23 protein-coding genes are annotated in these 24398 nt (G+C 69.4%); 9 read left to right on the forward strand and 14 right to left on the reverse strand.

The window, feature by feature from the left end:
• From OG395_RS36345 to OG395_RS36355, 3 genes are all read right to left on the reverse strand, one after another.
• A complete protein-coding gene (locus tag OG395_RS36345) occupies nucleotides 1–852 on the reverse strand; it encodes an ABC transporter permease (RefSeq protein ID WP_327246715.1) in 852 nt (283 codons plus the stop codon).
• Nucleotides 849–1874 carry an ATP-binding cassette domain-containing protein gene (locus OG395_RS36350; protein ID WP_327246716.1) on the reverse strand — a complete coding sequence of 342 codons (1026 nt, stop codon included), beginning with the start codon at nucleotides 1872–1874 and terminating at the stop codon, nucleotides 849–851. Before OG395_RS36350 ends, OG395_RS36345 begins: the two co-directional genes overlap by 4 nt.
• A 231-nt stretch (nucleotides 1875–2105) precedes the next feature.
• On the reverse strand, nucleotides 2106–2477 hold the full coding sequence (locus OG395_RS36355; protein ID WP_266986318.1) for a winged helix-turn-helix transcriptional regulator: 372 nt from the start codon (nucleotides 2475–2477) through the stop codon (nucleotides 2106–2108).
• A gap of 100 nt (nucleotides 2478–2577) precedes the next feature.
• Between OG395_RS36355 and OG395_RS36360 the strand changes: the two genes are divergently transcribed.
• Nucleotides 2578–3216 carry an NAD(P)-dependent oxidoreductase gene (locus OG395_RS36360; RefSeq protein WP_327246717.1) on the forward strand — a complete coding sequence of 213 codons (639 nt, stop codon included), beginning with the start codon at nucleotides 2578–2580 and terminating at the stop codon, nucleotides 3214–3216.
• A 656-nt stretch (nucleotides 3217–3872) separates the two neighbouring features.
• Here the strand turns inward: OG395_RS36360 and panB are convergent.
• On the reverse strand, nucleotides 3873–4757 hold the full coding sequence (panB, locus tag OG395_RS36365) for a 3-methyl-2-oxobutanoate hydroxymethyltransferase (protein ID WP_327246718.1): 885 nt from the start codon (nucleotides 4755–4757) through the stop codon (nucleotides 3873–3875).
• A gap of 157 nt (nucleotides 4758–4914) precedes the next feature.
• Here panB and OG395_RS36370 point away from each other — a divergent pair, with 157 nt between their 5' ends.
• From OG395_RS36370 to OG395_RS36385, 4 genes are all read left to right on the forward strand, one after another.
• Nucleotides 4915–6525 (forward strand): DHA2 family efflux MFS transporter permease subunit, encoded by a 1611-nt coding sequence (locus OG395_RS36370; RefSeq protein ID WP_327246719.1) that lies wholly within the window; start codon nucleotides 4915–4917, stop codon nucleotides 6523–6525.
• 157 nt (nucleotides 6526–6682) lie between these two features.
• Nucleotides 6683–7372 carry a TetR/AcrR family transcriptional regulator gene (locus OG395_RS36375; protein ID WP_327246720.1) on the forward strand — a complete coding sequence of 230 codons (690 nt, stop codon included), beginning with the start codon at nucleotides 6683–6685 and terminating at the stop codon, nucleotides 7370–7372.
• A gap of 296 nt (nucleotides 7373–7668) precedes the next feature.
• Nucleotides 7669–8586: an endonuclease/exonuclease/phosphatase family protein gene (locus OG395_RS36380; protein WP_442818783.1), complete on the forward strand. Its 918-nt coding sequence runs from the start codon at nucleotides 7669–7671 to the stop codon at nucleotides 8584–8586.
• A 395-nt stretch (nucleotides 8587–8981) separates the two neighbouring features.
• Entirely contained in the window at nucleotides 8982–10196 is a 1215-nt protein-coding gene (locus OG395_RS36385; RefSeq protein ID WP_327246722.1) for an MFS transporter, read from the forward strand.
• A gap of 190 nt (nucleotides 10197–10386) precedes the next feature.
• Here the strand turns inward: OG395_RS36385 and OG395_RS36390 are convergent, their stop codons facing one another.
• The 6 genes from OG395_RS36390 to OG395_RS36415 form a co-directional block, all read right to left on the reverse strand.
• Nucleotides 10387–12141, reverse strand: coding sequence for an NAD+ synthase (locus OG395_RS36390; protein WP_327246723.1), 1755 nt, complete (start codon nucleotides 12139–12141; stop codon nucleotides 10387–10389).
• 87 nt (nucleotides 12142–12228) lie between these two features.
• Nucleotides 12229–13857 carry a multicopper oxidase family protein gene (locus OG395_RS36395; RefSeq protein WP_327246724.1) on the reverse strand — a complete coding sequence of 543 codons (1629 nt, stop codon included), beginning with the start codon at nucleotides 13855–13857 and terminating at the stop codon, nucleotides 12229–12231.
• A 61-nt stretch (nucleotides 13858–13918) separates the two neighbouring features.
• Nucleotides 13919–14344 carry a hypothetical protein gene (locus tag OG395_RS36400; RefSeq protein WP_327246725.1) on the reverse strand — a complete coding sequence of 142 codons (426 nt, stop codon included), beginning with the start codon at nucleotides 14342–14344 and terminating at the stop codon, nucleotides 13919–13921.
• Nucleotides 14345–14443: 99 nt separating this feature from the next.
• Nucleotides 14444–14869 carry a CBS domain-containing protein gene (locus OG395_RS36405; protein WP_327246726.1) on the reverse strand — a complete coding sequence of 142 codons (426 nt, stop codon included), beginning with the start codon at nucleotides 14867–14869 and terminating at the stop codon, nucleotides 14444–14446.
• Between the two features lie 135 nt (nucleotides 14870–15004).
• A complete protein-coding gene (locus tag OG395_RS36410) occupies nucleotides 15005–15754 on the reverse strand; it encodes a DUF305 domain-containing protein (RefSeq protein WP_327246727.1) in 750 nt (249 codons plus the stop codon).
• Nucleotides 15755–15771: 17 nt separating this feature from the next.
• Nucleotides 15772–16449: a DUF3105 domain-containing protein gene (locus tag OG395_RS36415; RefSeq protein ID WP_327246728.1), complete on the reverse strand. Its 678-nt coding sequence runs from the start codon at nucleotides 16447–16449 to the stop codon at nucleotides 15772–15774.
• 274 nt (nucleotides 16450–16723) lie between these two features.
• Here OG395_RS36415 and glnA point away from each other — a divergent pair, with 274 nt between their 5' ends.
• Nucleotides 16724–18085, forward strand: a complete 1362-nt coding sequence (glnA, locus tag OG395_RS36420; protein ID WP_327246729.1) for a type I glutamate--ammonia ligase — start codon at nucleotides 16724–16726, stop codon at nucleotides 18083–18085.
• A 75-nt stretch (nucleotides 18086–18160) separates the two neighbouring features.
• Here the strand turns inward: glnA and OG395_RS36425 are convergent, their stop codons facing one another.
• From OG395_RS36425 to OG395_RS36435, 3 genes are all read right to left on the reverse strand, one after another.
• The gene (locus OG395_RS36425) at nucleotides 18161–18352 is read right to left on the reverse strand and encodes a hypothetical protein (protein ID WP_327246730.1); all 192 of its coding nucleotides are present in this window, start codon (nucleotides 18350–18352) and stop codon (nucleotides 18161–18163) included.
• A gap of 128 nt (nucleotides 18353–18480) precedes the next feature.
• Nucleotides 18481–19692, reverse strand: a complete 1212-nt coding sequence (locus OG395_RS36430) for a globin domain-containing protein (RefSeq protein WP_327246731.1) — start codon at nucleotides 19690–19692, stop codon at nucleotides 18481–18483.
• A 340-nt stretch (nucleotides 19693–20032) separates the two neighbouring features.
• A complete protein-coding gene (locus OG395_RS36435; RefSeq protein ID WP_266986346.1) occupies nucleotides 20033–20623 on the reverse strand; it encodes an acyl-CoA-like ligand-binding transcription factor in 591 nt (196 codons plus the stop codon).
• 156 nt (nucleotides 20624–20779) lie between these two features.
• Between OG395_RS36435 and OG395_RS36440 the strand changes: the two genes are divergently transcribed.
• The 3 genes from OG395_RS36440 (at nucleotide 20780) to OG395_RS36450 (ending at nucleotide 23727) form a co-directional block, all read left to right on the forward strand.
• Nucleotides 20780–22279 (forward strand): MDR family MFS transporter, encoded by a 1500-nt coding sequence (locus tag OG395_RS36440; RefSeq protein ID WP_327249566.1) that lies wholly within the window; start codon nucleotides 20780–20782, stop codon nucleotides 22277–22279.
• A gap of 164 nt (nucleotides 22280–22443) precedes the next feature.
• The gene (locus tag OG395_RS36445; protein WP_327246732.1) at nucleotides 22444–22659 is read left to right on the forward strand and encodes a hypothetical protein; all 216 of its coding nucleotides are present in this window, start codon (nucleotides 22444–22446) and stop codon (nucleotides 22657–22659) included.
• A 255-nt stretch (nucleotides 22660–22914) separates the two neighbouring features.
• A complete protein-coding gene (locus OG395_RS36450; RefSeq protein WP_327246733.1) occupies nucleotides 22915–23727 on the forward strand; it encodes a putative protein N(5)-glutamine methyltransferase in 813 nt (270 codons plus the stop codon).
• 63 nt (nucleotides 23728–23790) lie between these two features.
• On the opposite strand, the gene OG395_RS36455 is transcribed toward OG395_RS36450, so the two are convergent.
• Nucleotides 23791–24306: a pyridoxamine 5'-phosphate oxidase family protein gene (locus OG395_RS36455; protein WP_327246734.1), complete on the reverse strand. Its 516-nt coding sequence runs from the start codon at nucleotides 24304–24306 to the stop codon at nucleotides 23791–23793.
• Nucleotides 24307–24398: the final 92 nt, after the last annotated feature.

Below are 24398 nucleotides of genomic sequence, written 5' to 3' on the forward strand. Positions count from 1 at the left end.
TCAGGTCCTCTTGCGGAACTTGGCGACCGCGAGCGGCGCCGTCACCAGGGTGATGGCCGCGGCCCAGCCGAGCGTCAGCCACACCGAGTGCGCCACCGGACCGCCGAGCATCAGCCCGCGTGCCGCGTCCGCGAGATTGGACAGCGGGTTGTAGTCGGTGAAGGCCTGGAGCCAGCCGGGCATCGTGGCCGGCGGGGCGAAGATCGATGAACCGAACTGCAGTGGCATCAGCACGAGGAACCCCATTGCCTGAACCGACTGGGACGTCTTGAGGGACAGCCCGAGCAGGATGAAGATCCACATGATGGCGGCGCCGAACACCGCCGACAGTGCGACCGCCTCCAGCAGGCCGACCACCGAGGTCTTGATCTCCATGCCGAGGGCGAAACCCATGGCCAGCAGGATCACGGTGGCGACCATCATCCGGCCGAGCTCGACCACGATCTTTGCGATGAGTACCGACGAACGGGCGATCGGCATGGTCCGGAACCGGTCCATGACGCCCTTGCGGAAGTCGTCATTGACGCCGGTGCCGACCGCTGAGGCGATGTTCATGCCCATCATCGCCATCAGACCGGGGACCAGATAGTTGATGTACTCCTGCCGCCCACCGCCCAGGCTCCCGCCGACCGAGCCGCCGAAGACGTACACGAACAGCAGCGTGAAGATGATCGGCATCAGGAGCGCGTCGAACATCGACTCCGGGTCCTGCTTGATCTGGAGCAGATTGCGCCGCACCAGCGCGCCGATGTGCCGCAGATTGCCGCGCAGTCCGATCCGGCCCTCGTCGGGAAGGACCTTCGCCGGTGCGGAGCCCGTCGGGGCGTCGGGTGTCAGAGTCGCCGTGCTCATGCCGCGACCTCCTCGGGAATCGTGTCGGTCACGGACGGCGCGGTCTTCTCGCCGGTGATGGCCAGGAATACCTCGTCCAGGCTGGGCAGCGCGGTGGCGATGTGCGCGATGGAGAGACCACGGCCGGCGAACAGGCCGATGACGGCGGTCAGTTGGTCGTCGCTGAGGATCGGTACGTACAACATGCCCTCGTCCGGGACGGCCTGCGAACCAGCGACCCCGTCGAGACCGGCCTCGGCGAGCGCCCGGGCCATGGCGGGCAGCTGGCCCGGGTCCGTGGGCCGGATCTGCAGGGTGCGGCCGCCGACCTTCGCCTTGAGCTCGTCGACCCCGCCGCTGGCGATGATCCTGCCCTTGTCGATGACGGTGAGCTCGTTGGCGAGCTGCTCGGCCTCTTCCATGTACTGGGTGGTGAGCAGCACGGTCGCCCCCTCCACGACCATCCGCTGCACCTCGTCCCAGACCTCGTTGCGGGTCCGGGGGTCGAGCCCCGTCGTCGGCTCGTCCAGATACAGCACGGCCGGGCTGCCGATCATCGAGGCGGCCAGGTCGAGCCGGCGCCGCATGCCACCGGAGTAGTTCATCGCGGGCCGCTTGGCGGCTTCGGTGAGCGAGAACCGCTCCAGCAGCTCGTCGGCGCGGGCCCGCGCGGTCGAGCGGGGCAGGTCGAGGAGGCGCCCGATCATGTAGAGGTTCTCCCAGCCGGAGAGCTTCTCGTCGACCGAGGCGTACTGGCCGGTCAGGCCGATGATGCGGCGCAGCTGCCGCGGCTGCTTCACCACGTCGTAGCCTGCCACGGTGGCGTGCCCTGCATCGGGAACGATCAGCGTGGACAGGCAGCGTACGAGGGTGGTCTTACCGGCGCCGTTGGGGCCGAGCACACCGAGGACGGTGCCCTCGCGCACATCGAGGTCCACGCCGTCCAGAGCCTTGGTCGAGCCGTAGTGCTTGACCAGCCCCCGTACCTCGACGGCGTTGCCGCCGCTCCTGGGGTTCTTGTCGATTCGCGTCATGTCCACCATGGGACCAGCCGCCACCGACAGCCCACCGACATCCTGCCGACAGGGTGCCTGCAGCGGCCGGCACACGCCGACAGCCCGCCGACGGGGGAAGTCGGCGGGCTGTCGGCGTGGGGGCAGTGGCCAGTGTCCAGGGCCCTTCTTTCGGACAGGTCCTGGTGGAACCAAAGCGTGTTCGGAATGCTTCGACAGACACCACGGTGGGTTAATTACGCCCTGGTGTCCGAGCCAGGGCTACGGTGCGTTGTATGAGTCCCGCGCATCGAGTAGCTCATCCCAGTGCGCCGCTGCCCACGCACACGCCGCGTCCAACGGCTCCAGCATGCTGCGGCCCAGTGGCGTCAGCGCGTACTCCACCCGGAGTTCCGGGGCAGCGTGCACCGTACGTGACACGAGCCCGTCACGCTCCAGGCCGCGTAGCGACTGCGTCAGCACCTTCGGGGTGACGCGGCGCAGCGGCACGCGGAGTTCGGAGAAGCGGCGCGGGCCGTCCTCCAGGCAGCGGATGACCAGGGCCGCCCACTTGTCTCCGAAGCGAAATGGCAACAGTGAGGAGGGGCACAGCTCGTCGAACATGTCGGGGGCCAGCGGCTGCCGGTGCGTCATGGTGGTCTCCTGCCTCGCCGCTGGTGTCAGCGGTATCCAGGTGGTAACTGCCCTCACGGGTACCTTCCGGAGCATCGACTCACCAGGAGGTATTCCGAAGATGAGCAGGATCGTGATTTTCGGTGCGGGCGGCCGGGCCGGCCGACAGGCCGTCGCCGAGGCGCGTCGGCGTGGGCACGAGGTCACCGCGGTGGTGCGCGACCCCGCGCGCTACAGCGGCTTGGCGGATGGTGACGTACGGATCGCCGCTGGTGACGTCACCGACGTGGCGGACGTCGCCGCCCTCGCGGCCGGCCACGACGCCGCGATCACCGCGGCAGCGGTGTACGGCGCGGGAACCGACCCGGACGCATTCTTCACCAGCGCCGCGCACGCCCTCGTCAAGGGCCTGCGGCAGGCCGGAGTGGACAGACTCGTCGCTGTCGGGCTATCGGCGCTGCTGCCCGGCCCCGATGGGACCCGGCTGCTGGACGCGCCCGGTTTCCCCGCGGAGTTTCGGCCCTTCTGCCTGGCCCACGCCGCCGGTCTGGAGGTTCTCCGTGTCGAGGGCGGCGCACTGGATTGGGTGTATGTGAGCCCGGCTGGCGACTTCGACCACGAGGGCGAGCGCACCGGTCACTACGACATGCGCGAACAGGGCGACACCGCAGCCCGCATTTCCTACGCCGACTTCGCACTCATCCTGCTCGACGAGGCCGAGACCCCGCGGCACTTCCGCAGTCACCTGGCCGTGGCATAACGATACGCAGCGGCAGCAGCAGGGCGATGAAATCATTCTGAGATTCTCACAAACACTGCTGTATCAGGGTGAGTTGGACGGTCGCTTCGTAGCGGACGGTGAGCTTGTTGTACCTGGTAGGTGTGCCACGAGGCGCCAGTGCGTCGTGAAGCGCGGGGAATCGAAGGAGAACCGGTGGTAAAGCTCCGTAAGCGTGGCACCGGCTCAAATCTGGTGGATGTGGGCCGGGTCGCAGTGCGCGCTCGCTGAGCGGACTGAATTCGTAGCCGACGGTGCATCGCCTGCGGCCTCGCCGGGAAACGAGACCTCGTGTCCGCCGCGCCGGCCGCGTTCGTCCGCTTCGCCGACGTGGACGACCCCAAGACCGCGTACCTGGACACCGCACAGTCCCGGCACGCGCAGATCATCTTTGGAGAAGGGCTGGAAGACGCCCTGCGGAAGTCGACCACACAGAGCCAGAACACCGTACGAGGTGCTGGTCGCGTGGCAGTCCCACGGCAATGCCGTGCGACCTCTGCTCCCCGAACCGCCGCAGGGCGGAGCCGAGCAAACCCGGATGAGACACCGCAAGGTGACCACGCTGGAACGCCCGGCTCACGCCCCCGTTGCATCCCGCAGCAGCTCACCCTCTGGGGTGATATGCGGGACAAGTCTTATTAGTGGAAGGTGTGCTCCGGCGCCGGGAACGTGCCGCCGACGACTTCGTCGGCGAACTCCTTCGCGGCGTCACCGAGCACCTTGCGCATGTTCGCGTACTGCTTGGTGAAGCGCGGCACCTTGCCGCCGGTCAGCCCCACCATGTCGGTGTAGACCAGCACCTGGGCGTCGGTGTCAGGACCGGCGCCGATGCCGATGGTCGGGATGTGCAGACTGCGGGTGATCTCGGCGGCGACCTCGGCCGGTACGAGCTCCAGGACGACGGCGAACGCCCCCGCGTCCTGCGCCGCCTTTGCGTCTCGGACCAGCCGGTGGGCGGCCTCGTCGCTGCGACCCTGCACCCGGTAGCCCATGGTGTTCACGGACTGCGGGGTCAGGCCGAGGTGAGACATGACCGGGATGCCGGCCGAGACCAGCAGCTCGGTCTGGGGGAGCGAACGCTCGCCGCCCTCCAGTTTGACCGCCCCGACGCCGGACTCCTTGACCAGCCGGGTGGCGTTGCGCAGGGCCTGGACCGGCCCTTCCTGGTAGGCCCCGAAGGGCAGGTCGCCGACGATGAGGGCGCGCTTGGTGCCCCGTACGACGGCGGCGGAGAGGATGGCGATCTCGTCCATCGTGACGGGCACGGTGGTCTCGTAGCCGAGGTGGCAGTTGCCCATGGAGTCGCCGACGAGCATGACCGGGATGCCGGCCTCGTCGAAGACGGACGCGGTCATCGCGTCGTAGGCGGTGAGCATGGGCCACTTCTCGCCGCGCTCGGTGGCGGCGGCGATGTCGTGGACGGTGATGCGGCGGGTGCTCTTGCCTCCGTACAGCGCCTTGCTGCTGTCGGTGGGGGCCCCCGCGGGGGTTGCGGGCTGGTTCTGTGCAGCCTGAAGCGTCATTGTCAACGGCTCCTTCGTCATCTCGAGGCGCCCTGACGGCGTCCCCGGATCGCGTCCATGGTGGCATCCCGGGGCCGTCCGCGGGAAGTGGGCACGACTGGGCAAAGACTTTCCAATACGAGACGGTCTCGTATCGAAATGGGATACGCTCGCCGTCATGTCGATACCGTCCGGCCCTCCGGCCGCCGTGCCCCGTGTTCCCGAGGCGATCCACCGTCGCCGTTGGGTGATCCTCACCGTTCTGATGTTCAGCCTGCTCATCGTGGTGCTGGACAACTCGATCCTGAACGTCGCGGTCAAGACCATCGCGAGCCCGTCGCCCACCGGGCTCGGAGCCACCCAGAGCGAGCTGGAGTGGGCGATCAACTCGTACACGCTGGTCTTCGCCGGACTCCTCTTCACCGCCGGTCTGCTCGGCGACCGCATCGGCCGCAAGAAGGTCCTGCTCTTCGGCATCCTGCTGTTCGGTATCGGCTCGGCACTCGCCGCGATGTCCGGTTCGCCCGGCGAACTCATCACCTGGCGCGCCGTGATGGGCTTCGGCGCCGCGTTCGTGATGCCCGCCACACTCGCGATCCTGATGAACGTCTTCGAGCGCGACGAGCAGCCCAAGGCGATCGGCATCTGGGCCGGCAGTGTCGGCCTGGGCATCGCCATCGGCCCGATCACCGGCGGACTGCTGCTCGAACACTTCTGGTGGGGCTCGATCTTCCTGGTCAACGTGCCCGTCGTCGTCATCGCACTGATCGCGATGGCGGTGCTGGTGCCGGATTCCCGGGACCCGAAGCCGGGCCGGATCGACCCGCTCGGGGTCGTCCTCTCCATCGTCGGTCTGGTCCTGCTGGTGTTCGGCATCATCCGCGGCGGCGAACTCGCCGACTTCGGCGACGCCGTCGTGCTCCTCTCGATCATCGGCGGTCTCGTCGTCCTGGCCGGATTCGTCTGGCACGAGAAGCGCAGCAGCCACCCGGCCATCGACATCACGTACTTCAAGAACGGCGCGTTCTCCGCCGCCGTCGCCGCTGTGGCGCTGGTCTTCTTCGCGCTGATGGGCGTGACCTTCTTCTCCGCCTTCTACCTGCAGAGCGTGCGCGGCTACAGCGCCCTGCAGTCCGGACTCCTGATCGTGCCGCTGGCCGCCGCGCAGATGATCTTCGCGCCGCGCGCCCGGCTGGTCGTCGAGCGGTTCGGCGCCCGTGCGGTGTGCACCGCCGGCATGCTGCTGGTCGCGGTCGGACTGTCGGCGTTCGCACTGTTCGATGCCAGTACACCCATCTGGGTGATGTGTCTGGTCTTCTTCATCCAGGGCACCGGCATGGCGCACGTCATGCCGCCCGTCACCGTGGCCGTGATGCAGGCGCTGCCGCGCGAGAAGGCCGGTTCCGGATCGGCCATCAACAACACGTTCCGACAGGTCGGCGGGGCGCTCGGGATCGCTGTCCTGGGCTCGGTGCTGTCCACCGTCTACCGCGGTGACATCGAGGGCCACCTCGGTACGCTCCCGGCCGCGGCCAGGGACGCGGCGGGGGAGTCGATCGAGGCGACCCTCGGCATCGCGGAGAAGCTCGGTCCGGCCGGCGCCCCGCTGGTCGGCGCGGCCAACGACGCTTTCATCAGCGCCATGCACGTCACCGCCCTCGGCTCCGCGTGCGTCGCCCTGATCGGAGCCCTCGTGGTCGGAATCTTCCTGCCGGGCAGGCCGCCCGCCGGGCAGCGGACCGGACACGGCGACGACGACCGGGCCGTGCCCGCGGGCGCGCGCCGATGACGCCATGACGGCCACGGGCCCGGACGGCTGAAAGCCCGCCCCGGTCACCCCGGTCACCCCGGACACACCGGGCCGACCGGGGCGGGAAGCAGGACACCGCCCCGGTCGGTGAGAATCGGGACAGGGACCGGACGGGCGCGGCGAGAGGTGGAGCCAGGTGCAGGCGCAGGACGAGGACCGGGAACCGCGGCGCGGCCGACCGCGCAGTGCGGCGGCGGAGCGGGCGATCCTGGACGCCGTCGTCGACCTCCTGGAGACCGGCGAACCGCTCGCCGGGCTGTCCATCGAGCGCATCGCCCGGACCGCAGGCGTCGGCAAGGCCACCATCTACCGGCGCTGGAGCGGCAAGGAAGAGCTCTTCGTCGATGTGCTGCGCCACATCGAACCCCCGGAACCGAAGATCTCCGGCACCGCCGGGCTCAGCGACCTCCGCGTGATGCTGGAATCGCTGCGCAGGCGCGGACTCGCCCAGCGCTCCTCGGTCCTCCTCCACAACGTCTTCGCACAGATGAAGAGCCACCCCAAACTGTGGGCCGAGTACCAGTGCACGGTGATAGCACCGCGCCGGGTCGCGATGACGGCGGCCGTGCGGCGGGCGGTCGAAGCGGGCGAACTCCGGGCGGACCTGGATGTGGAGCTGATGGACGACCTGTTCATCGGTCCCATGCTCGTACGGACCATTCACCGGCCCGACGCGCCACTCCCGGAAGACCTTGCCGATCGCATCATCCGGACGCTGGTCGAGGGCCTGGCGCCGCGCCCGAAGGCTCCCGACACCACCCCGGTCCCCGCCCGGGCAGCCGCGCCCGCCACCCGTCCGTCCGGCAAAAGCGCAGGCCAGGCCTGACACGCCCGGCCCCCGCTCGAGTATGAGCGTTGTGTCACAACGCCCCACAAGATCCGTCCGGCCGGAACCCGCCGGACCACGCCCTTCGTCCTCGTGGCAGTACGGCCGTCGTGGACGGCAGGAAAGGCGTTGCTCATCGCCTAGGGTCGGGAGCGCGGCGATGGGTACGGCGAAGCAGTGAGGACAGCGCGATGGTGCAGGCGTACAGGGCGGACACCGGGAACGGCAGCGCGGGACCGCGGCGCACCGGGTCCCGCTTCCGGAACCTGCGCGACAGATGGACCAGCGGCAAGGGCATGTGGCGGCGCGGCATCGTCCTCGCCGCCTGCGCGGTCCTGCTGACCCTTGTGATGATCTTCCACGCGGAGATCCCGAACAGGATCGGCAACCTGGGGAGCCTCTCCGAGACATTCCTGCCGTGGTTCGGCGTGTTCGTCCCGGTGCTGCTCGTCCTGGGCCTGGTGCGCCGCTCCGCGACCGCACTGATCGCGCTGCTGCTGCCGGCCGTGGTCTGGCTCAATGTCTTCGGCGGGCTGCTCACCGACAAGTCGGGCAGCGGCGGAGACCTGACCGTCGCCACCCACAACGTCAACGCGGGCAACCCCGACCCCGCGGGTACCGCCCAGCAGGTCGCGGGCTCCGGCGCGGACATCATCGCCCTGCAGGAGCTGCCGTCCGGCCAGGTACCCGCGTACGAATCGGCGCTCGCCGACCGCTATCCGTACCACTCGGTGCAGGGGACCGTCGGTCTGTGGAGCAAGTACCCGATGAGCGGCACACGCCCCGTGGACATCAAGATGGGCTGGACCAGGGCCATGCGCTCCACGGTGACGACGCCGAAGGGCAAGGTCGCCGTCTATGTCGCCCACATGCCGTCCGTGCGGGTCAAACTGAACGCCGGATTCACCGCCACCCAGCGCGACGCGAGCGCGGACGCGCTCGGTGAGGCCATCGCCGACGAACAGCTCGGCAAGGTGATCCTGCTCGGCGACCTCAACGGCACGATGAACGACCGCTCGCTGAACGCGGTCACCTCCCAGATGCGGTCCACGCAGGGCGCCGCGGGCAACGGCTTCGGTTTCAGCTGGCCGGCGTCGTTCCCGATGGCCCGGATCGACCAGATCATGGTCAAGGGCATCGAACCGATGTCGTCATGGACGCTCCCGGCCACGGGCAGCGACCATCTCCCGATCGCCGCCCGCGTCGAGCTCTGAGAGCCTGTCGGGCGACCTTCGATCGGATAGCGGACGCGGTCTGGTGCGTGCGATTCCAAGGCGGCGGGATGTCCTCGTAGCGGAGCTACTAGGACATTTCGGCAACTCGGGAAGCGTGCGTGCCAGGGCGTGGCCGCCCGATCAGAGGTCACCCGACAGGCTCTGAGGCAACGGTCCGTTTACCTTCTGGCATAAACCGTCTGAGAGTATTTGTTCCTCCGGGGAACGCGAGCCGACCGGCGATGGAGCCGGTGACCGCGGTGCGACCCGGCCTTCGGGCCGGGCGCGCCGCGCTGCCCGGGCCCGCCGCCCCCACGCCCTCGTCCCCACCCGGCGGCCGGTCAGCGATGCCCGGACCGGCGGGCCGAGTTCCCTGCGGAAAGGTCTCTCCCGCCATGCCACTGGCTCTTCTCGCGCTCGCCATCAGCGCATTTGGCATCGGAACCGCCGAGTTCGTGATGATGGGCCTGCTGCCCGATGTCGCGGACGACCTGGGTACGTCGGTACCCACCGCCGGCTATCTCGTGTCCGCGTACGCGATCGGGGTCGTCCTCGGCGCCCCGCTGCTCACCGCCGTCGGCTCCCGGGTCCCGCGCAAGCGGATGCTCCTGCTGCTCATGGCCCTGTTCACCGTCGGCAACCTCGCTTCCGCGCTCGCCCCCGGTTTCGGCTGGCTGCTCGCGGGCCGGTTCCTCGCCGGGCTGCCGCACGGAGCGTTCTTCGGCGTCGGCGCGGTCGTCGCCGCGCGCCTGGTCGCCGAGGGGCGGCAGGCGCGGGCGGTGGCGACGATGTTCCTCGGCCTCACGGTCGCCAACATCGTCGGCGTACCCGCGGCCACGCTCCTCGGCCAGCACCTCGGCTGGCGCGCGACGTTCCTGGTCGTCGCCGCGATCGGACTGTGCTCGATGGCCGCGCTCGCCCGGCTCGTCCCGCGGGCGCCGGCCGACGCGCACCAGGGTCTCGGCCGCGAACTCCGCGCCCTCGGCAACCGGCAGGTGCTGCTCGGCCTGCTCACCGCTGTCTTCGGCTTCGCCGGCGTCTTCGCCGTCTACTCGTACCTGTCGGCGATGACGACCGAGGTGATGGGCTTCGGAGAATCCTCGGTGACACCGGTCCTGGCGCTGTTCGGCATCGGCATGACCCTGGGCGCCCTCGCGGCGGGACCGCTCACGGACCGGGCGCTGCGCCCCACCCTGTACGGCTCGCTGAGCGCACTGGCGGTGGTCCTGGCCGTCTTCCCGTTCGCCGTGCACGTGAAGTGGGCGGCGCTGGTCATGGTCGTCCTGCTCGGCGGGATCGGCTTCATGACCACGACGCCGCTGCAGATGCTCGTCATGAACAAGGCCAAGGACGCCCCGACGCTGGCGTCCGCGTCCAATCACTCGGCCTTCAACCTCGCCAACGCGGGCGGCGCCTGGCTGGGCGGGGCCGCGATCGCGGCGGGCTGGGGCTGGACGTCCCCGGCACCGGTGGGCGCGGGGCTGGCCGTGGCGGGTCTGGCGGTGGCGGCGACGGCGGGGGTGCTGGACCGTCGGAGGCCGGGTGAGTCCCGGGTGGTGGCGGGCACGGGGGCGTCCAGGACGCCGAAGTCCCACGCGGACGTGGGCTGAACACTGCCGCACGCCGGCGGGGCGCTCCTCCCCGAGCGCCGGACGGGTTGCTCCCGCCGGGCCCGATCCCATGTCCCTGCGCCGCCGGCCATGACGACGGCGGCCGGGCACATCGGGTCCGCCCTGCGGTTGAGGACGGAACGGCCGGCGGGGCGGGCCGGCTCTCATCGGGCCGGCCCGCCCCGCCGCGTCACACCGACTCGCGCCACCGATTGGTGATGGGCAGCCGCCGGTCCTTCCCGAACCCCTTGGCCGAGATCTTCGTCCCCGGCGGGTACTGCCGCCGCTTGTACTCGGCGGTGTCCACCATCCGCAGCGTCCTCGTCACCAGCGTCTCGTCGAACCCGGCCGCCACGATCGACTCCAGCCCCAGGTCCCGGTCGACGTACAGCTCCAGGATCCGGTCCAGCACGTCGTAGTCCGGCAGTGAGTCCGTGTCGACCTGGTCGGGCCGCAGCTCGGCGCTGGGCGGCTTGGTGATGGACGCCTCCGGGATCGGCGGCGTCTGGCCGCGTTCCTCCGCGGCCCGGTTGCGCCACTTCGCCAACCGGAAGATCGACGTCTTGTAGACGTCCTTGATCGGCCCGTACGCGCCGACGGAGTCCCCGTACAGCGTCGAGTAACCGACCGCCAGCTCCGACTTGTTGCCCGGCGCGAGGACGATCTGGCCCTCCTGGTTGGAGACGGCCATCAGCATCGTGCCGCGCAGTCGCGACTGGAGGTTCTCCTCGGCGAGACCGGTGAGGCCCAGCGCCTCCATGTACGCGTCGAACATCGGCTCGATCGGTACGGTGCGGAAGTTCAGTCCGGTGCGCCGCGCCAGCTCCGCCGCGTCGCCCTTGGAGTGGTCCGAGGAGTACTTCGACGGCATCGAGATGCCGTACACGTTCTGCGCTCCCAGCGCATCGCACGCGATGGCCGCGACGAGCGCCGAGTCGATCCCGCCGGAGAGCCCGATCAGCACACTGCTGAAACCGTTCTTCGCGGCGTACGCGCGCAGACCCACGACCAGCGCCGAGTACAGCTCCTCGTCGTCGTCGAGCCGCTCGGCGTAGCCGCCGGTCAGCTCCGCCTCGTACGCAGGGACGGGCTTGTCGGAGAGGACCACATGGTCGATCCGCAGTCCGTCGTTCACCACCCCGGACGGCGCCTCGGGCGCCGCGGCGGGCAGCTCCAGATCGAGGACGACGCAGCCCTCGGCGAACTGCGGGGCACGGGCGATCACGTCGCCGTCCCTGTCGACGACGATCGAGTCACCGTCGAAGACCAGCTCGTCCTGCCCGCCGATCATCGCCAGATAGGCGGTGGTGCAGCCGGCCTCCTGCGCCCGCTTGCGGACCAGTTCCAGCCGGGTGTCGTCCTTGTCCCGCTCGTAAGGCGAGGCATTGATCGACAGCAGCAGCCCGGCCCCGGCGGCGCGCGCGGCCGGTACCCGACCGCCGTCCTGCCAGAGGTCCTCGCAGATCGCGAGCGCCACATCGACACCGTGGACCCGTACGACGGGCATCGAGTCGCCCGGCACGAAGTACCGGAACTCGTCGAAGACGCCGTAGTTGGGCAGGTGGTGCTTGGCGAAGGACAGCGCGACCCGCCCGCGGTGCAGCACCGCGGCGGCGTTCTGCGGAGATCCGGCAGGCTGGCCGTAGCGCGGCTGGGCCGTCTCGGAACGGTCGAGATAACCGACGACGACCGGCAGCTCCCCGAAGCCCTCCGCGTCGAGGCGGGCGGCGAGCGCACGCAGCGCGTTCCGCGACGCCTCGACGAAGGACGACCTCAGGGCCAGGTCCTCGACGGGGTATCCGGTCAGCACCATCTCGGGGAACGCCACCAGGTGGGCGCCCTGTTCGGCGGAGTGCCGGGTCCAGTGGACGATCGCCTCGGCGTTGCCGGCGAGGTCACCGACGGTCGAGTCGATCTGATTCAGTGCGAGGCGTAGTTGAGGCACGCGCCTCAGTGTAATCGTCTTTCTGACGCGATGTCCTGGCGGGCCGCACTTCCGCTGCCGCGGCCGACGCCGCCCGTCGGCACCGGGTCAGCGGCGGTAGCCGAGGACCGTCATCATGTTCATGTTCGAGTGGTAGACGTTGTGGCAGTGGAGCATCCACAGCCCCGGGTTGTCCGCGTCGAACTCCACGGCCACCGACCTGTTGGGCAGGACGATCGCGGTGTCCTTGCGCGCCCCGGGGGCCCTGCCCAGCACCGACCACTTTCCCGCACGTCCCGCGAGGCCGAACGTGTGCCCGTGCAGATGGATCGGGTGCCACATCTCCGTGATGTTGTAGAACTCCAGCCGCACACGCTCGCCCGCCTGGACCGGATGGCGCCAAGCGGGGTCGTACTTCCTGTGGTCGAAGGCCCAGTCGAACGCCCTCATGCTGCCGGTCATCTTGATCCGGATCGTCCGGTCGGGCCGGCGGGCAGCCAGCGCCACGGAGCTGTCCGCCTGCAGTTCGAAGGCCGACACCAGCTGCCCGGTCAGCTCCTTGGGCCGCACGGAGGCGGTCGGCGCCGCGCCGTCGCCGGTACGGAGCAGGGCCAGCGCCGACGCCTTCTTGCCCTCGGCGACCGCCGTCAGCGGGAACACCCCGTCCCCGGCGGTGACCAGCACGTCGTACCGCTCGCCCATGCCCAGCAGCAGCGTGTCCGTCGTGGTGTGCCGGACCGGGAAGCCGTCCGCGTGGGTGATGGTCATCCGGTGGCCGCCGAGCGCGACGCGGAAGGGGGTGTCGCCGCCCCCGTTGATGATGCGCACCCGGATCCGGTCGCCGGGCTTCGCGGTGAACGTGGTCGGGTCCTTCGGGATGCGGCCGTTGATCAGGTAGTACGGGTAGTCGACATCGCCCGCGTCGCCACCGAGCAGTTCGCTCGGGGCGCCCCCCATCACCCGCGAGGGTCCGGACCCGGAACGGGGCTTGTCATCGGCCCCGGAAGACCCGTGATCCATGCCGCCCATGCCGTGGCTGAGCTCGGCGAGCACCGCCTCCGGAGTGGAACCCTCCACCCCGTCGAGCCAGTCGTCGAGGACGACGACCCACTCCTTGTCGTACGACAGGGGCTCCTTCGGGTCGTCGATGATCAGTGGTCCGTACAGACCGCGGTCCTGCTGGACGCCCTGGTGTGGATGGAACCAGTACGTCCCCGACTGCGGCACCGCGAAACGGTACGTGAACTCCGCGCCCGGTTTGATGGCCTGCTGGGTCAGCTGGGGAACACCGTCCATGTCGTTGCGCACATGGAGGCCGTGCCAGTGGAGGGTGGTCGACGTCGGCAGGTGGTTGGCGAGGGTGACTGCCAGGGTGTCGCCCGCGGTGATCCGGACTTCCTTGCCGGGCAGCCGGTCACCGAAGGCCCAGGAGTTGACGGTGAGCCCGCCGCCCAGATCGAGGCGGGTCGGGGTGGCGGTGAGGTTGATCTTCCGTACGGGGCCGGAGCCTCGCTTCGCCTCGACCGCCGCGATCTCCGCGTCGCCGGGAGAGATGTACTCCCCGCGGCTCTTCGACGCGGGCGACGGGCTGTGGCCCATGGCGTCGTGATGCGTGGGGCCGGGGTTCGCGGCGTGCCGTTCCGGGGCCGTACCACTGGAGCACGCGGCCAGAACTCCCGTGCCGGCCACGGCGATTCCGGCGCCGAGTACGGAGCGTCGAGTGGGTTGAGTAGGCATGGCTGGAACACCTCTGATGCTGTCGGTGCGGGCTGGAGGAGGGATGCGGAGCGGCCCGCTCCTATATCCGAAGCACCGACAACCGGGCGGGAGCCGTCATCGCGGGCGGGGGGCCGGACCACAGCGCACGCGACAACAGCGCCCCGGCGGCCATGAGGAGATGCTCCGCGGTCCGGAGCGCCATCAGCCGGCCAACGAGCAGGGCGAGACCCCAGGCGCCCAACACGGCGAGACAGACCGCCATCGGGTCCGTGCCGTCGCCCATCGGCGTCGGCGGGACGGAGGAGTGCTCCGCCGAGGGCTCCGTCGTGGCGCTCGCCGGGTGTACCCCCTGAGCTTCCTGGTCCCGCAGGTGGTCCATCGTCACCACGGCCTCGTGGCCGCCGTGTTCCGCCGGATACCCGACGGTGTGCATGGTGAAGATCCCGAACAGCAGCGCGGTGAACAGCAACAGCTGTCCGTACATCGCACTACATTTCGGGCTCATGTCAGGCACCCTACCCCCGCCGGGTATACCTCGCACGTGGGCCCGGCACCCCCCGTTGTCATGGGTGCCGGGCCGCGGTGGTGCGCTGTCGAAGGCCGGTCAGCCGCGGGCGTAGACCTTCTCCGCCCAGCCCGCGATCTGGTCCTCGGAGAGGTGCTGGGCGAGGTCGGCCTCGCTGATCATGCCGATCAGCATCTTGTTCTCGACCACCGGGAGCCGGCGGATCCGGTGGTTCTGCATCTCCTCCAGAACCTCGTTCACCTCTGCGTTCGCATCGATCCAGCGCGGCGTTCCCTGGGCGAGCTCACCCGCGGTCACCTTCGACGGATCGTGGCCCATCGCCACACAGCCGACCACGATGTCGCGGTCCGTGAGGATGCCGACCATCCGGTCCTGCTCGCCGTTGGCCGAGATCGGCAGTGCGCCGACGTTGTGTTCGCGCATCATCTGGGCGGCGCGGTCGAGCGTCTCGTGCGCGGGGATCCACTGGGCCCCGGTGTGCATGATGTCCTTGGCGGTGGTCATGGGGATTCCTCCTGGTGCCGAATGGGCACTGCGGTCCGACCCCGAGCGAACCCATCGTCATGGGCCCGTTCGGGGTGCGCGACCGGTATCACCCATTCGGGTGCATCCGTACCGCTTCGGGAACGGCGGAATGCCTCAGGACCTGGGCTTCGCCCCGCGCGCCGCCAGCATCTTCGCCATCGCGTCCAGCTCGGACCGCTGGGCCTCGACCATGCCCTGGGCGAGGCGCTTCTCCGCCTTCACCGCGCAGAGCTCGGCGCAGCCGCGCGCCATGGCGACGCCGCCCTTGTGGTGGTCGGTCATCAGCTGCAGGAACAGGATCTCGGCCTGCTTGCCGCTTGCCTTCCTGAGCCGGTCGAGTTCGGTCCGCGTGGCCATGCCGGGCATGAGGGCGCCGTCATGAGCGGTGAAGGCGCCGTCCGGCCCGCCCGCGTCCCCCATGCCGTCCATGCCGTCCATGCCGTCCATGCCGTCCATGCCGTCCGTGCCGACCGTGCCGTGATCACCGTGCGTGCCGTGTCCACCGTGGGCCGTCATCCACGCCATCGGCTCCTGCCCGGCGGCCACTTTCGGCAGCTCCCACAGATCCAGCCAGCCGAGCAGCATGCCCCGCTGATTGGCCTGGGTATTGGCGATGTCGTACGCGAAACGGCGTACCTCCTCGTCCTGTGTGCGGTCACGCACGATGAAGGACATCTCCACGGCCTGCTGATGGTGGACCGCCATGTCGCGGGCGAACCCGGCGTCCGCCGAGTCCGGGCCGGGCACCCGGACGGCCGCGGGGGCCGCTCCGGGCTGCTTCCCGTCGGCCGTGTCGTCCCGCGCCGAGGCGACCGTCGCCACCCCCGCGAGGAGCAGCGCAAGGGCCACGGCGGAACCGGCCACCCACTGTTTCGTACCGGTCACTGAGACCCCAGCCCGCCCGTGCACGCCGCACCCGGCTCCGGGGTCTGTTCCCCCTGCACGAACTTGGCGAAGAACCGGCCGACCCGCGGGTCATCGGCGCTGTCCACAGTGACCTGCTTGCCCCAGGCACTCAGCATGATCGTGCCGGCCTGGTCCTTGTACGGGCTCATCAGCGAGTACGGCGTCTTCCCGACCAGGGCCGCGAGCTCGGCCACGTCGGCGGCCGACGCCTTGTCCGTGTACGTCACCCACACCGACCCGTGCTCCAGCGAGTGCACGGCGTTCATGTCGGGGATCGCTTTTTTGTATACCTCGCCGTCGCAATTCATCCAGACGGGGCTGTGGTCACCGCCGACCGGAGGCTTCATCGGGTACGTGACCGTCTCGGTGACGTGGTTCCGGGTCAGCTTCTTCGCGTCCCACGTCTTGAGCCCCTCGATCGGCTCGGCCGCCAGCTCCTTCTTCTCCGCCGCGGACGCCGTCGCTTCATCGGCCGCGACGGCGTCCCCCTTGTCCGCAGCCTCGGACCTGTCCAGCAGCGCGTAGGAACCGAAAGCGACCAGACCAGCGACGACAAGGGCGCTCAGCCCTATGGCGAGGGCACGGTTGCGACGGTCGCGTGCACGGTCGGCGTTGCGCATCTGCTCTATGCGGGTCCTGCGGTCGAAGCTCATGTCGTCTGGTCCTTCGGTCCTTCTGCGAACGGGCGGGGAGGGACAGGAACGGGTCGGGAAACCGGCGCGCACGGGGCAGTCGCGACGCCGCTCCGCCCCCGGGACCTCTCCTTCGGAGGCCCCGCACACCATGGCCGCCGATCGTAGTGGGTGGCCGAGTGCTCCATCTCACGTCGAGTGCGTAATCTGGGTGAAATCCCGGGTCGTGATACTGGAGTCTCTCCCCTATCCCGGGCGGTGGTGCACAGACCGTCTGAACTGCAAGGATGTGGCTATGGACAAGCAGCAGGAATTCGTCCTCAGGACACTTGAGGAGCGCGACATCCGCTTCGTGCGCCTGTGGTTCACCGATGTGCTCGGGTATCTCAAGTCCGTTGCCGTGGCCCCTGCCGAGCTGGAACAGGCGTTTGACGAGGGAATCGGCTTCGACGGTTCGGCCATCGAGGGCTTCGCCCGGGTGTACGAGTCCGACATGATTGCCAAGCCGGATCCGGGCACCTTCCAGATCCTGCCCTGGCGTGCGGAGGCCCCCGGCACCGCGCGGATGTTCTGCGACATCCTGATGCCCGACGGTTCACCGTCCTTCGCCGACCCGCGCTATGTGCTCAAGCGCATCCTCGCCAAGACCTCCGACCTGGGTTTCACCTTCTACACCCACCCGGAGATCGAGTTCTTCCTGCTGAAGAACAAGCCGGTCGACGGCAGCCGCCCGACCCCCGCCGACAGCTCCGGCTACTTCGACCACACCCCGCAGAACGTCGGCATGGACTTCCGCCGCCAGGCGATCACCATGCTCGAATCCATGGGCATCTCCGTCGAGTTCAGCCACCACGAGGGCGCCCCCGGCCAGCAGGAGATCGACCTGCGGTATGCGGACGCGCTCTCGACCGCCGACAACATCATGACCTTCCGTCTCGTGATGAAGCAGGTGGCGCTGGAACAGGGCGTCCAGGCGACGTTCATGCCGAAGCCGTTCTCGGAGCACCCCGGCTCCGGCATGCACACCCACCTCTCCCTCTTCGAGGGCGACCGCAACGCGTTCTACGAGTCGGGCGCCGAGTACCAGCTCTCCAAGGTCGGCCGCTCCTTCATCGCGGGCCTGCTCAAGCACGCCGCGGAGATCTCCGCTGTGACGAACCAGTGGGTCAACTCGTACAAGCGCATCTGGGGCGGCTCCTCCCGCGCCGCGGGCGCCGGCGGCGAAGCCCCCTCGTACATCTGCTGGGGCCACAACAACCGCTCCGCGCTGATCCGCGTCCCGATGTACAAGCCCGGCAAGACCGGTTCGGCCCGCGTCGAGGTCCGCTCCATCGACTCCGGCGCCAACCCCTATCTGACGTACGCGGTGCTGCTCGCCGCGGGCCTCAAGGGCATCGAGGAGGGGTACGAACTCCCGGCGGGCGCCGACGACGACGTGTGGGCGCTGTCCGACGCCGAGCGTCGCGCGATGGGCATCGAGCCGCTGCCGCAGAACCTGGGCGAGGCGATCTCGCTGATGGAGAAGAGCGAACTGGTCGCCGAGACGCTCGGCGAGCACGTCTTCGACTTTTTCCTGCGCAACAAGAAGCAGGAGTGGGAGGAGTACCGCAGCGAGGTCACGGCCTTCGAGCTGAAGGCACTGCTGCCGGTGCTGTAACCGCAGGCCGGCGCTGTTGGAGCGCTTGTACGGGGCTTCGGGCCGACGGCTTCGTACCGTCGGCCCGAAGCTGTTTCACCCACCCTGGGCCGTCTGTGGGCCGTCCGGCTCCGAATCGGCGGCTTCGTACATGCTGTCCATGGCCCTCCGGGTGCGGCCTTCGCTGCTCGGCATGAGGTGCGTGTGGACCCGCAGCGCGAATCCCGGATCGCTGTGCCCGGGATACTGGCTCAACACCTCGATGTTGTCGCCCGCGTCCAGGAGCACGGACGCGTAGAAGTGCCGCAGTGCCGAGGAGGTCCACGGCGACCGTGGAAGCGGCTACGTCGAGTGCTGCGAACTCGCCGCAGGCCCGACGGGAGCGGCCGTACACGCGGCGCCGTCGCCGCGCGTGGTCAGTCCAGGTCGGCCTGCCACAGGTCCGGCCCGAAGACCTCGTACTGGATGTCGCGCGCGGCCACCCCGTGCTCAATCAGCCGGCTGCGCACCGCCTTCATGAACGGCAGCGGGCCGCACAGGTAGTACAGGGCGTCACCGGGGATGTCGGCGGCGGTGGGGTCCATCAGCCCTTCGAAGACGCCGTCCACGGGTTCCAGGCTCTGCGCGCCCTTTTCGTACCAGAGGTACATCCGGGCGTTCTTCAGTGCCAGCACGTCGTTGACCACCTGCCGGCGCAGCGGGAAGGACGCCTCGTCGAGATCGGCGTGCAGCACGGTGATCGGCAGCCCGGACTCGGCCGCCACCAGGTGGGAGAGCATCCCGGCCATGGGGGAGATGCCGATGCCCGCGCTGGCGAACACCACCGGGCGCCCCGAGTCGTCGAGGACCACGTCGCCGTACGGCAGGGACAGCGTCAGGGTGTCGCCCACTCCCACCGTCTCGTGCAGCAGCGTCGACATCTCGCCGTCGGGGTCGCCGCCCTCGCCGCGTTCCCGCTTGACCGAGAACTGGCGATGCTCCCCGTCGTCGGCCCGGGTCAAGCTGTACTGGCGGGGCTGGAGCTTGCCGTCGGGCATCCGCATCCGCAGGGTGACGTACTGGCCGGGCAGTGAGGTCTTCACCAGGCGGTCGTCGATCCGCTTGACCACGAAGGTCACCACATCGTCGGTCTCCTGGATCTTCCGCACCACCTGCCAGTCCCGCCACACCGTCTCCGGCCGGACCCCGCGGGCGCTGTACAGGCCGCGCTCCTGGTTGATCAGGGCGTTGGCCATCAGCCAGTAGACCTCGTCCCAGGCCGCGGAGACCTCCGGGGTGACCGCGTCCCCCAGGACGTCACCGATCGCCCACATCAGGTTGTCGTGGACGACCTGGTACTGGTCCGGACGGATGCCGAGCGAGGCGTGCTTGTGGGCGATCCGGCGCAGCAGTTGCTCCGGTACCCGCTCCGGCGTCTCCAGCAGCGTCGTCGCGAACGCGGCCACCGCCCCGGCCAGCGCCTGCTGCTGGTGGCCGTGCACCTGATTGCCCCGGTTGAAGACACCGTCCATGAGCTCGGGATGCTCGTCGAAGAGATGCCTGTAGAAGCGCTGGGCGATCTCACCGATGTGGTCGCCGACGACCGGCAGTGTCGCGGCGACAACGGGACGCGACTTGTCCGAAAGCATCTGACCTCCCTCGGGGTAAGAGCGGGAATCCCCCGTCCGTCCGCTCCTGGTATCCGGTTCGACCCACCCGGCAACGGTGCCCAGTACACGCCCCGTACGGCACCGCGGACCGGGCCGGGCCGCCACCTCGGAGCGCGCAACAACCTTGCCGTCTCCTACGGTGATGCTGCAACAGAGGTACAGCAACTGAATACAGCAACGCCTCATCTGAGCGAAGGTAAGGGGCTTCGGGCCGACGGTTTCGTACCGTCGGTCAGAAGTCTGTGCGCGCACCGTTTCCGAAGCGGGCCGTTTCCCGAAGCGGGCCGGGGCCCGCCCTTGTCGCGGCCCTGGCCCGCGCTCACTCGAAGCTGCGGGCCATCTCGTCGAGGATCTCGCCGATCACCTGGGACGGCTCCCGCGCCAGGTCCTCCTCGATCCACATGCGCATCGCGATCCGCAGCGACGAAAGAAACGCCGCCGCGAGGACCAGCGGTCGTACCGCGTTCTCCGCCGGGCTCTGACGGGACGCCACCGCCTCCGCCAAGTCCCGTTCCAGAGTGGCGTGGTTGGCGAGCTGCCGGGCCAGCAGGGAGGGATGCCGCATGGCCAGCCGGGTGCGGATCGCCCATTCGCGCTCCGGAGGTGCGACCCGCTTCCCGAACTCCGCGACGGCCGCCCGCAGCGCGGGCCAGGCGGGCTCGTCCGCGGGGCGCTCGCGCACGGTCCTGACGAGGTCCCTCATCTGCTGCTCCTCCCCGTAGAGGAGGGCGTCCTCCTTGCCCGTGAAGTAGTTGGAGAACGTTCTGCGGGAGATCCCGGCCGCGTCCGCGACGGCCTCCACGGTGACGTGGTCGAAGCCGTGCTCGACGGTCAGCCGCAGCGTCGCTTCGTGCACGGCCTGCCGGGTGGCTTCCTTCTTGCGTTCCCGCAGTCCCACAGAGCTCTCCATGGACTCATTATCTCCCTGCCTCGATATTATTGCCCAATGGGTAAAATTGCCCACTGGGCATGTAAGGTGACTCGGTATTTCGTACCCACCCCCGTTCGAACCCTCCGGAGGTTGCGCGTGAGCGCACAGACGGCCGCGCCGACCGAAGTCGCGCCGATGGACCATCGTCATGTACTGCGGGCACTGAGCGGACTGCTCATCGTGCTGTTCGTGGCCATGATCAGCAGCACCGTCGTCTCGGTCGCGCTCCCGCAGATCATCGGCTCGCTCAACGGCACCCAGTCGCAGTACACCTGGGTCGTCACCGCGAGCCTGCTGGCGTCGACGGCGTCCACCCCGATCTGGGGCAAGCTCGCCGACATGTTCAGCAAGAAGCTGCTGCTGCAGATATCCATCGGCATCTTCGTCATCTCGTCGATCGCCTGCGGATTCGCCCAGAGCACCGGCCAGCTGATCACCTTCCGGGCCGTCCAGGGGCTCGGCATGGGCGCACTCCAGGTGCTCGTCCAGGTCATCATCGCCGCGATGATCAGCCCCAAGGAGCGCGGGCGCTACAACGGGTACCTCGGCGGCGTCATGGCCGTCGCCACCGTCGGCGGACCGCTCCTCGGCGGCTTCATCACCGACACCTCGTGGCTCGGCTGGCGCTGGTGCTTCTTCATCGCCGTACCGTTCACCCTGCTCGCGTTCGTGATGCTCACCCGCACCCTGCACCTCGCCGAGGTCCGCCGCACGGACGTGAAGGTCGACTACCTGGGCGCCACACTGATCGCCGCCGGCGTCAGCCTGCTGCTCCTGTGGGTCACGTTCGTCGGGAACGACTTCGACTGGCTCTCCTGGCAGACCCTCGTCATGGTCGCCGCCAGTGCCCTGATCCTCCTCGCCGCCGTCCTGGTCGAATCCCGGGTCCAGGAGCCGGTCGTCCCGCTCCACGTCGTACGTCGCCGGGACCCCGCCCTCGCCATCGTCGCGAGCCTCGCGGTGGGCATGGCGATGTTCGGCGGTGCGGTCTTCCTCGGTCAGTACTTCCAGATCGGCCGCGGCTACTCGCCGACCGAAGCGGGCCTGCTCACCATTCCGTTGATGTTCGGCGTCCTGGTCTCCTCGACCGTCGCCGGACGGCTGGTCTCGAAGACCGGCAAGGTGAAGCCGTACATCATCACCGGCGTCGTCGTCCTCACCCTCGGCTTCCTCGGGCTGTCCACGATCGACCACGAGACGTCGCTGGTCCTCGTCTCCGTCGGGATGCTCGCGGTCGGCGCGGGCGTCGGCATGTCGATGCAGAACCTCGTCCTGGTCCTCCAGAACACGGTCCCGCTCAGCGAACTCGGCGCCGCCAGCGGTGCGATCACGTTCTTCCGCTCGCTCGGCGGCACGATCGGTGTCTCGGTGCTCGGCGCGGTGCTCGCCAACCAGGTCGCCACGAAGATCACCCACGGCCTGGCCGAACTCGGCGTCGACCCGGCGGCCTCGGCCTCCGGGGGCTCCACCCTGAACGTGGCGGCGATGCCGCCGCAGATCCAGGAAGTGGTGCGTGCCGCGTACGGTGACGCAACGGGCAGCATCTTCCTGATCTCGGCGGGGATCGCGGTGGTCGGTGTGATCGCGGCGCTGTTCCTGACGCCGACGAAGCTGCGCGACAGCGTGGACCTGTAGGCGGTCCCCCGTACGCGCGTGCGCCCCTGCCGGTCAGGCACGGGGCGCACGCGCGTACGGCCCCGCTGCCGCGGGAGCGGGCGGCACCGGTTCGAGAGTCTGGACGCGGCGTTTCCCACGGGGGACAATCGGCGGACATCGCACGGTCCGGACACGGGGGTTTCATGGCAAGCGTGTTGATGCTGCTCGGTGGGCTGCTGACGCTGATCGTCGCGCTCATCGTCAAACTGCAGCTGAAGTCGCGGCGCAGGACCGAAAGCTTCGAGGGCCAGCAGATCGAGCGGCAGCATCGCGAGGCGATCCGGCACACCCGCGCCAACAACACCTCGGTGGCCGTCCACAACCGGCTCTTCGACGGCGGTCGAGGACGCCGTTCCTGACCCGCCGCCATCGCCGTCCGGCCGTCCCGGGCAGTGGCCGACACGCCGGCTCGATTCGGGTAGTGTTGCCGACCCCAGCACGGGGACATACCGAGGAGGTGAGACCCATTACCGCTGTATCAGGCTGGGTGCTCACCTCTCGCGACTGCGTGGCCGGACCGGTCTAGGGCCCCTCCCGGCAAGCTTTGCCGGTCACGACACCAGGTCCTGGGCGGACCGCGGAGCACCCATCGGCATTCCGAAAGGCTCCGCTCCATGTCGCTTTCCTCGACACCGCTCCCTTACTCCGTCATCGTCAACAGACTTCGCGCCGCCGGTTGTGTATTCGCCGAGGACGAGGCGGAGTTGATTCTCTCCACGGCCGCGAACGCGGCCGAACTCGCGGCCATGGTCGACCGGCGGGCAGCCGGACTTCCCCTCGAACACGTCCTCGGCTGGGCCGAGTTCCGCGGTCTGCGGATCGCCGTGGACCCCGGCGTCTTCGTCCCCCGGCGCCGCACCGAATTCCTCGTCGACCAGGCCGTCGGTCTTGTCCGTCCCGCGGACGGGCCCGCCGTCGTCGTCGATCTGTGCTGCGGTTCGGGCGCGCTGGGTGCCGCGCTCGCCGCGGCCCTGGACCGGGTCGAGCTGCACTCCAGCGATGTCGAACCCGCCGCGGTGCGGTGCGCTCGCCGCAATGTCGCCGGTACGGGGGAGGTGTACGAGGGCGACCTCTTCGAACCCCTGCCCGCCTCGCTGCGCGGCCGCGTCGGGATTCTGCTCGCCAATGTGCCGTACGTACCCAGCGAGGACGTCGAACTCCTGCCCGCGGAGGCCCGGGTCCATGAACCGAGGGTGGCGCTCGACGGTGGGAGCGACGGGCTCGATGTGCTGCGCAGGGTGACCGCCGAAGCGCCGCATTGGCTGGCGCCGGGCGGCCATCTGCTGGTCGAGACGAGCGAACGGCAGGCGGCGCGCGCCGAGGAGACCGTCGCCCGAAGCGGGCTGACTGCGCGGGTGGTCACCTCCGACGAGCTGTACGCGACCGTCGTCATCGGTACCAGACCCGGCACCGGGGACGGCAGGTAGCCCGCCTCGGGGCGGCTGAGCGGCTCCCGCTCAGCCGCCGTGCGCGTCAGCGACGACAGGCTCTCAGCCGAAGAGCCAGCGCGTCTGGCTGTACGGCTCGCCCTTGCCGAAGCCGAATGCCTTGCGCGGGGTCACCTCGAACACCTCGGCACGGCCGCCCGCACCGTTCGCGAACGCGCCCGCGTGGACCTCGAAGTGCCAGTCCGCGCCGTACTTGTCCTCCCAGAGCTCCGCCAGCCGGGTCAGCCGGGTCTCGTCCGTCACCGGGACCGCCCGGCCCTCGACCACCACGTCGAAGCCCCGGGACAGCGTGTTGGTGCCGGTCGTCAGCACGACCTCCGGGTTCTCCGCCAGGTTCCGGGCCTTGCGCTCCGTCGGGCCCGTGCAGAAGTGCACCGCGCCGTCCGTCCACAGCCCGATCAGCGGAGTGACATGCGGGCGACCGTCCGGGCGGACCGTGGACAGCCAGAACACCCCTGCCCGCGTCAGCACACCCACGGCTTCCGACCACGGGCGGGCAGTGGCTCCCTTGTCGCTGTACTCGTGTTGCAGCTCGGCGACGGGTTCGGGTCCGGACATGGCGCCCTCCTGATACAGGTTCTGCAAGCGATCGTGCCTGCGAAGTACGGACCGCGCACCCGCTACGAATTCATCGGCGCCGGGCTAGGCTC

This window comes from Streptomyces sp. NBC_01320 (genome assembly GCF_035974375.1).
In the GTDB taxonomy this organism is placed as follows: Bacteria; Actinomycetota; Actinomycetes; order Streptomycetales; family Streptomycetaceae; genus Streptomyces; species Streptomyces yanii.

Bases quoted from the DNA above. Each gene is read 5' to 3' on its own strand.
- OG395_RS36345 (WP_327246715.1), bottom strand. From the start codon at position 852: ATGAGCACGGCGACTCTGACACCCGACGCCCCGACGGGCTCCGCACCG.
- glnA (WP_327246729.1), top strand. From the start codon at position 16,724: ATGGACAAGCAGCAGGAATTCGTCCTCAGGACACTTGAGGAGCGCGAC.
- OG395_RS36380 (WP_442818783.1), top strand. From the start codon at position 7,669: ATGTGGCGGCGCGGCATCGTCCTCGCCGCCTGCGCGGTCCTGCTGACC.
- OG395_RS36385 (WP_327246722.1), top strand. From the start codon at position 8,982: ATGCCACTGGCTCTTCTCGCGCTCGCCATCAGCGCATTTGGCATCGGA.
- OG395_RS36405 (WP_327246726.1), bottom strand. From the start codon at position 14,869: ATGACCACCGCCAAGGACATCATGCACACCGGGGCCCAGTGGATCCCC.
- OG395_RS36440 (WP_327249566.1), top strand. From the start codon at position 20,780: ATGGACCATCGTCATGTACTGCGGGCACTGAGCGGACTGCTCATCGTG.
- OG395_RS36415 (WP_327246728.1), bottom strand. From the start codon at position 16,449: ATGAGCTTCGACCGCAGGACCCGCATAGAGCAGATGCGCAACGCCGAC.
- OG395_RS36350 (WP_327246716.1), bottom strand. From the start codon at position 1,874: ATGGTGGACATGACGCGAATCGACAAGAACCCCAGGAGCGGCGGCAAC.
- OG395_RS36445 (WP_327246732.1), top strand. From the start codon at position 22,444: ATGGCAAGCGTGTTGATGCTGCTCGGTGGGCTGCTGACGCTGATCGTC.
- OG395_RS36450 (WP_327246733.1), top strand. From the start codon at position 22,915: ATGTCGCTTTCCTCGACACCGCTCCCTTACTCCGTCATCGTCAACAGA.
- OG395_RS36435 (WP_266986346.1), bottom strand. From the start codon at position 20,623: ATGGAGAGCTCTGTGGGACTGCGGGAACGCAAGAAGGAAGCCACCCGG.
- OG395_RS36370 (WP_327246719.1), top strand. From the start codon at position 4,915: ATGTCGATACCGTCCGGCCCTCCGGCCGCCGTGCCCCGTGTTCCCGAG.
- OG395_RS36400 (WP_327246725.1), bottom strand. From the start codon at position 14,344: ATGAGCCCGAAATGTAGTGCGATGTACGGACAGCTGTTGCTGTTCACC.
- OG395_RS36355 (WP_266986318.1), bottom strand. From the start codon at position 2,477: ATGACGCACCGGCAGCCGCTGGCCCCCGACATGTTCGACGAGCTGTGC.
- OG395_RS36360 (WP_327246717.1), top strand. From the start codon at position 2,578: ATGAGCAGGATCGTGATTTTCGGTGCGGGCGGCCGGGCCGGCCGACAG.
- OG395_RS36395 (WP_327246724.1), bottom strand. From the start codon at position 13,857: ATGCCTACTCAACCCACTCGACGCTCCGTACTCGGCGCCGGAATCGCC.
- OG395_RS36455 (WP_327246734.1), bottom strand. From the start codon at position 24,306: ATGTCCGGACCCGAACCCGTCGCCGAGCTGCAACACGAGTACAGCGAC.
- OG395_RS36430 (WP_327246731.1), bottom strand. From the start codon at position 19,692: ATGCTTTCGGACAAGTCGCGTCCCGTTGTCGCCGCGACACTGCCGGTC.
- panB (WP_327246718.1), bottom strand. From the start codon at position 4,757: ATGACGCTTCAGGCTGCACAGAACCAGCCCGCAACCCCCGCGGGGGCC.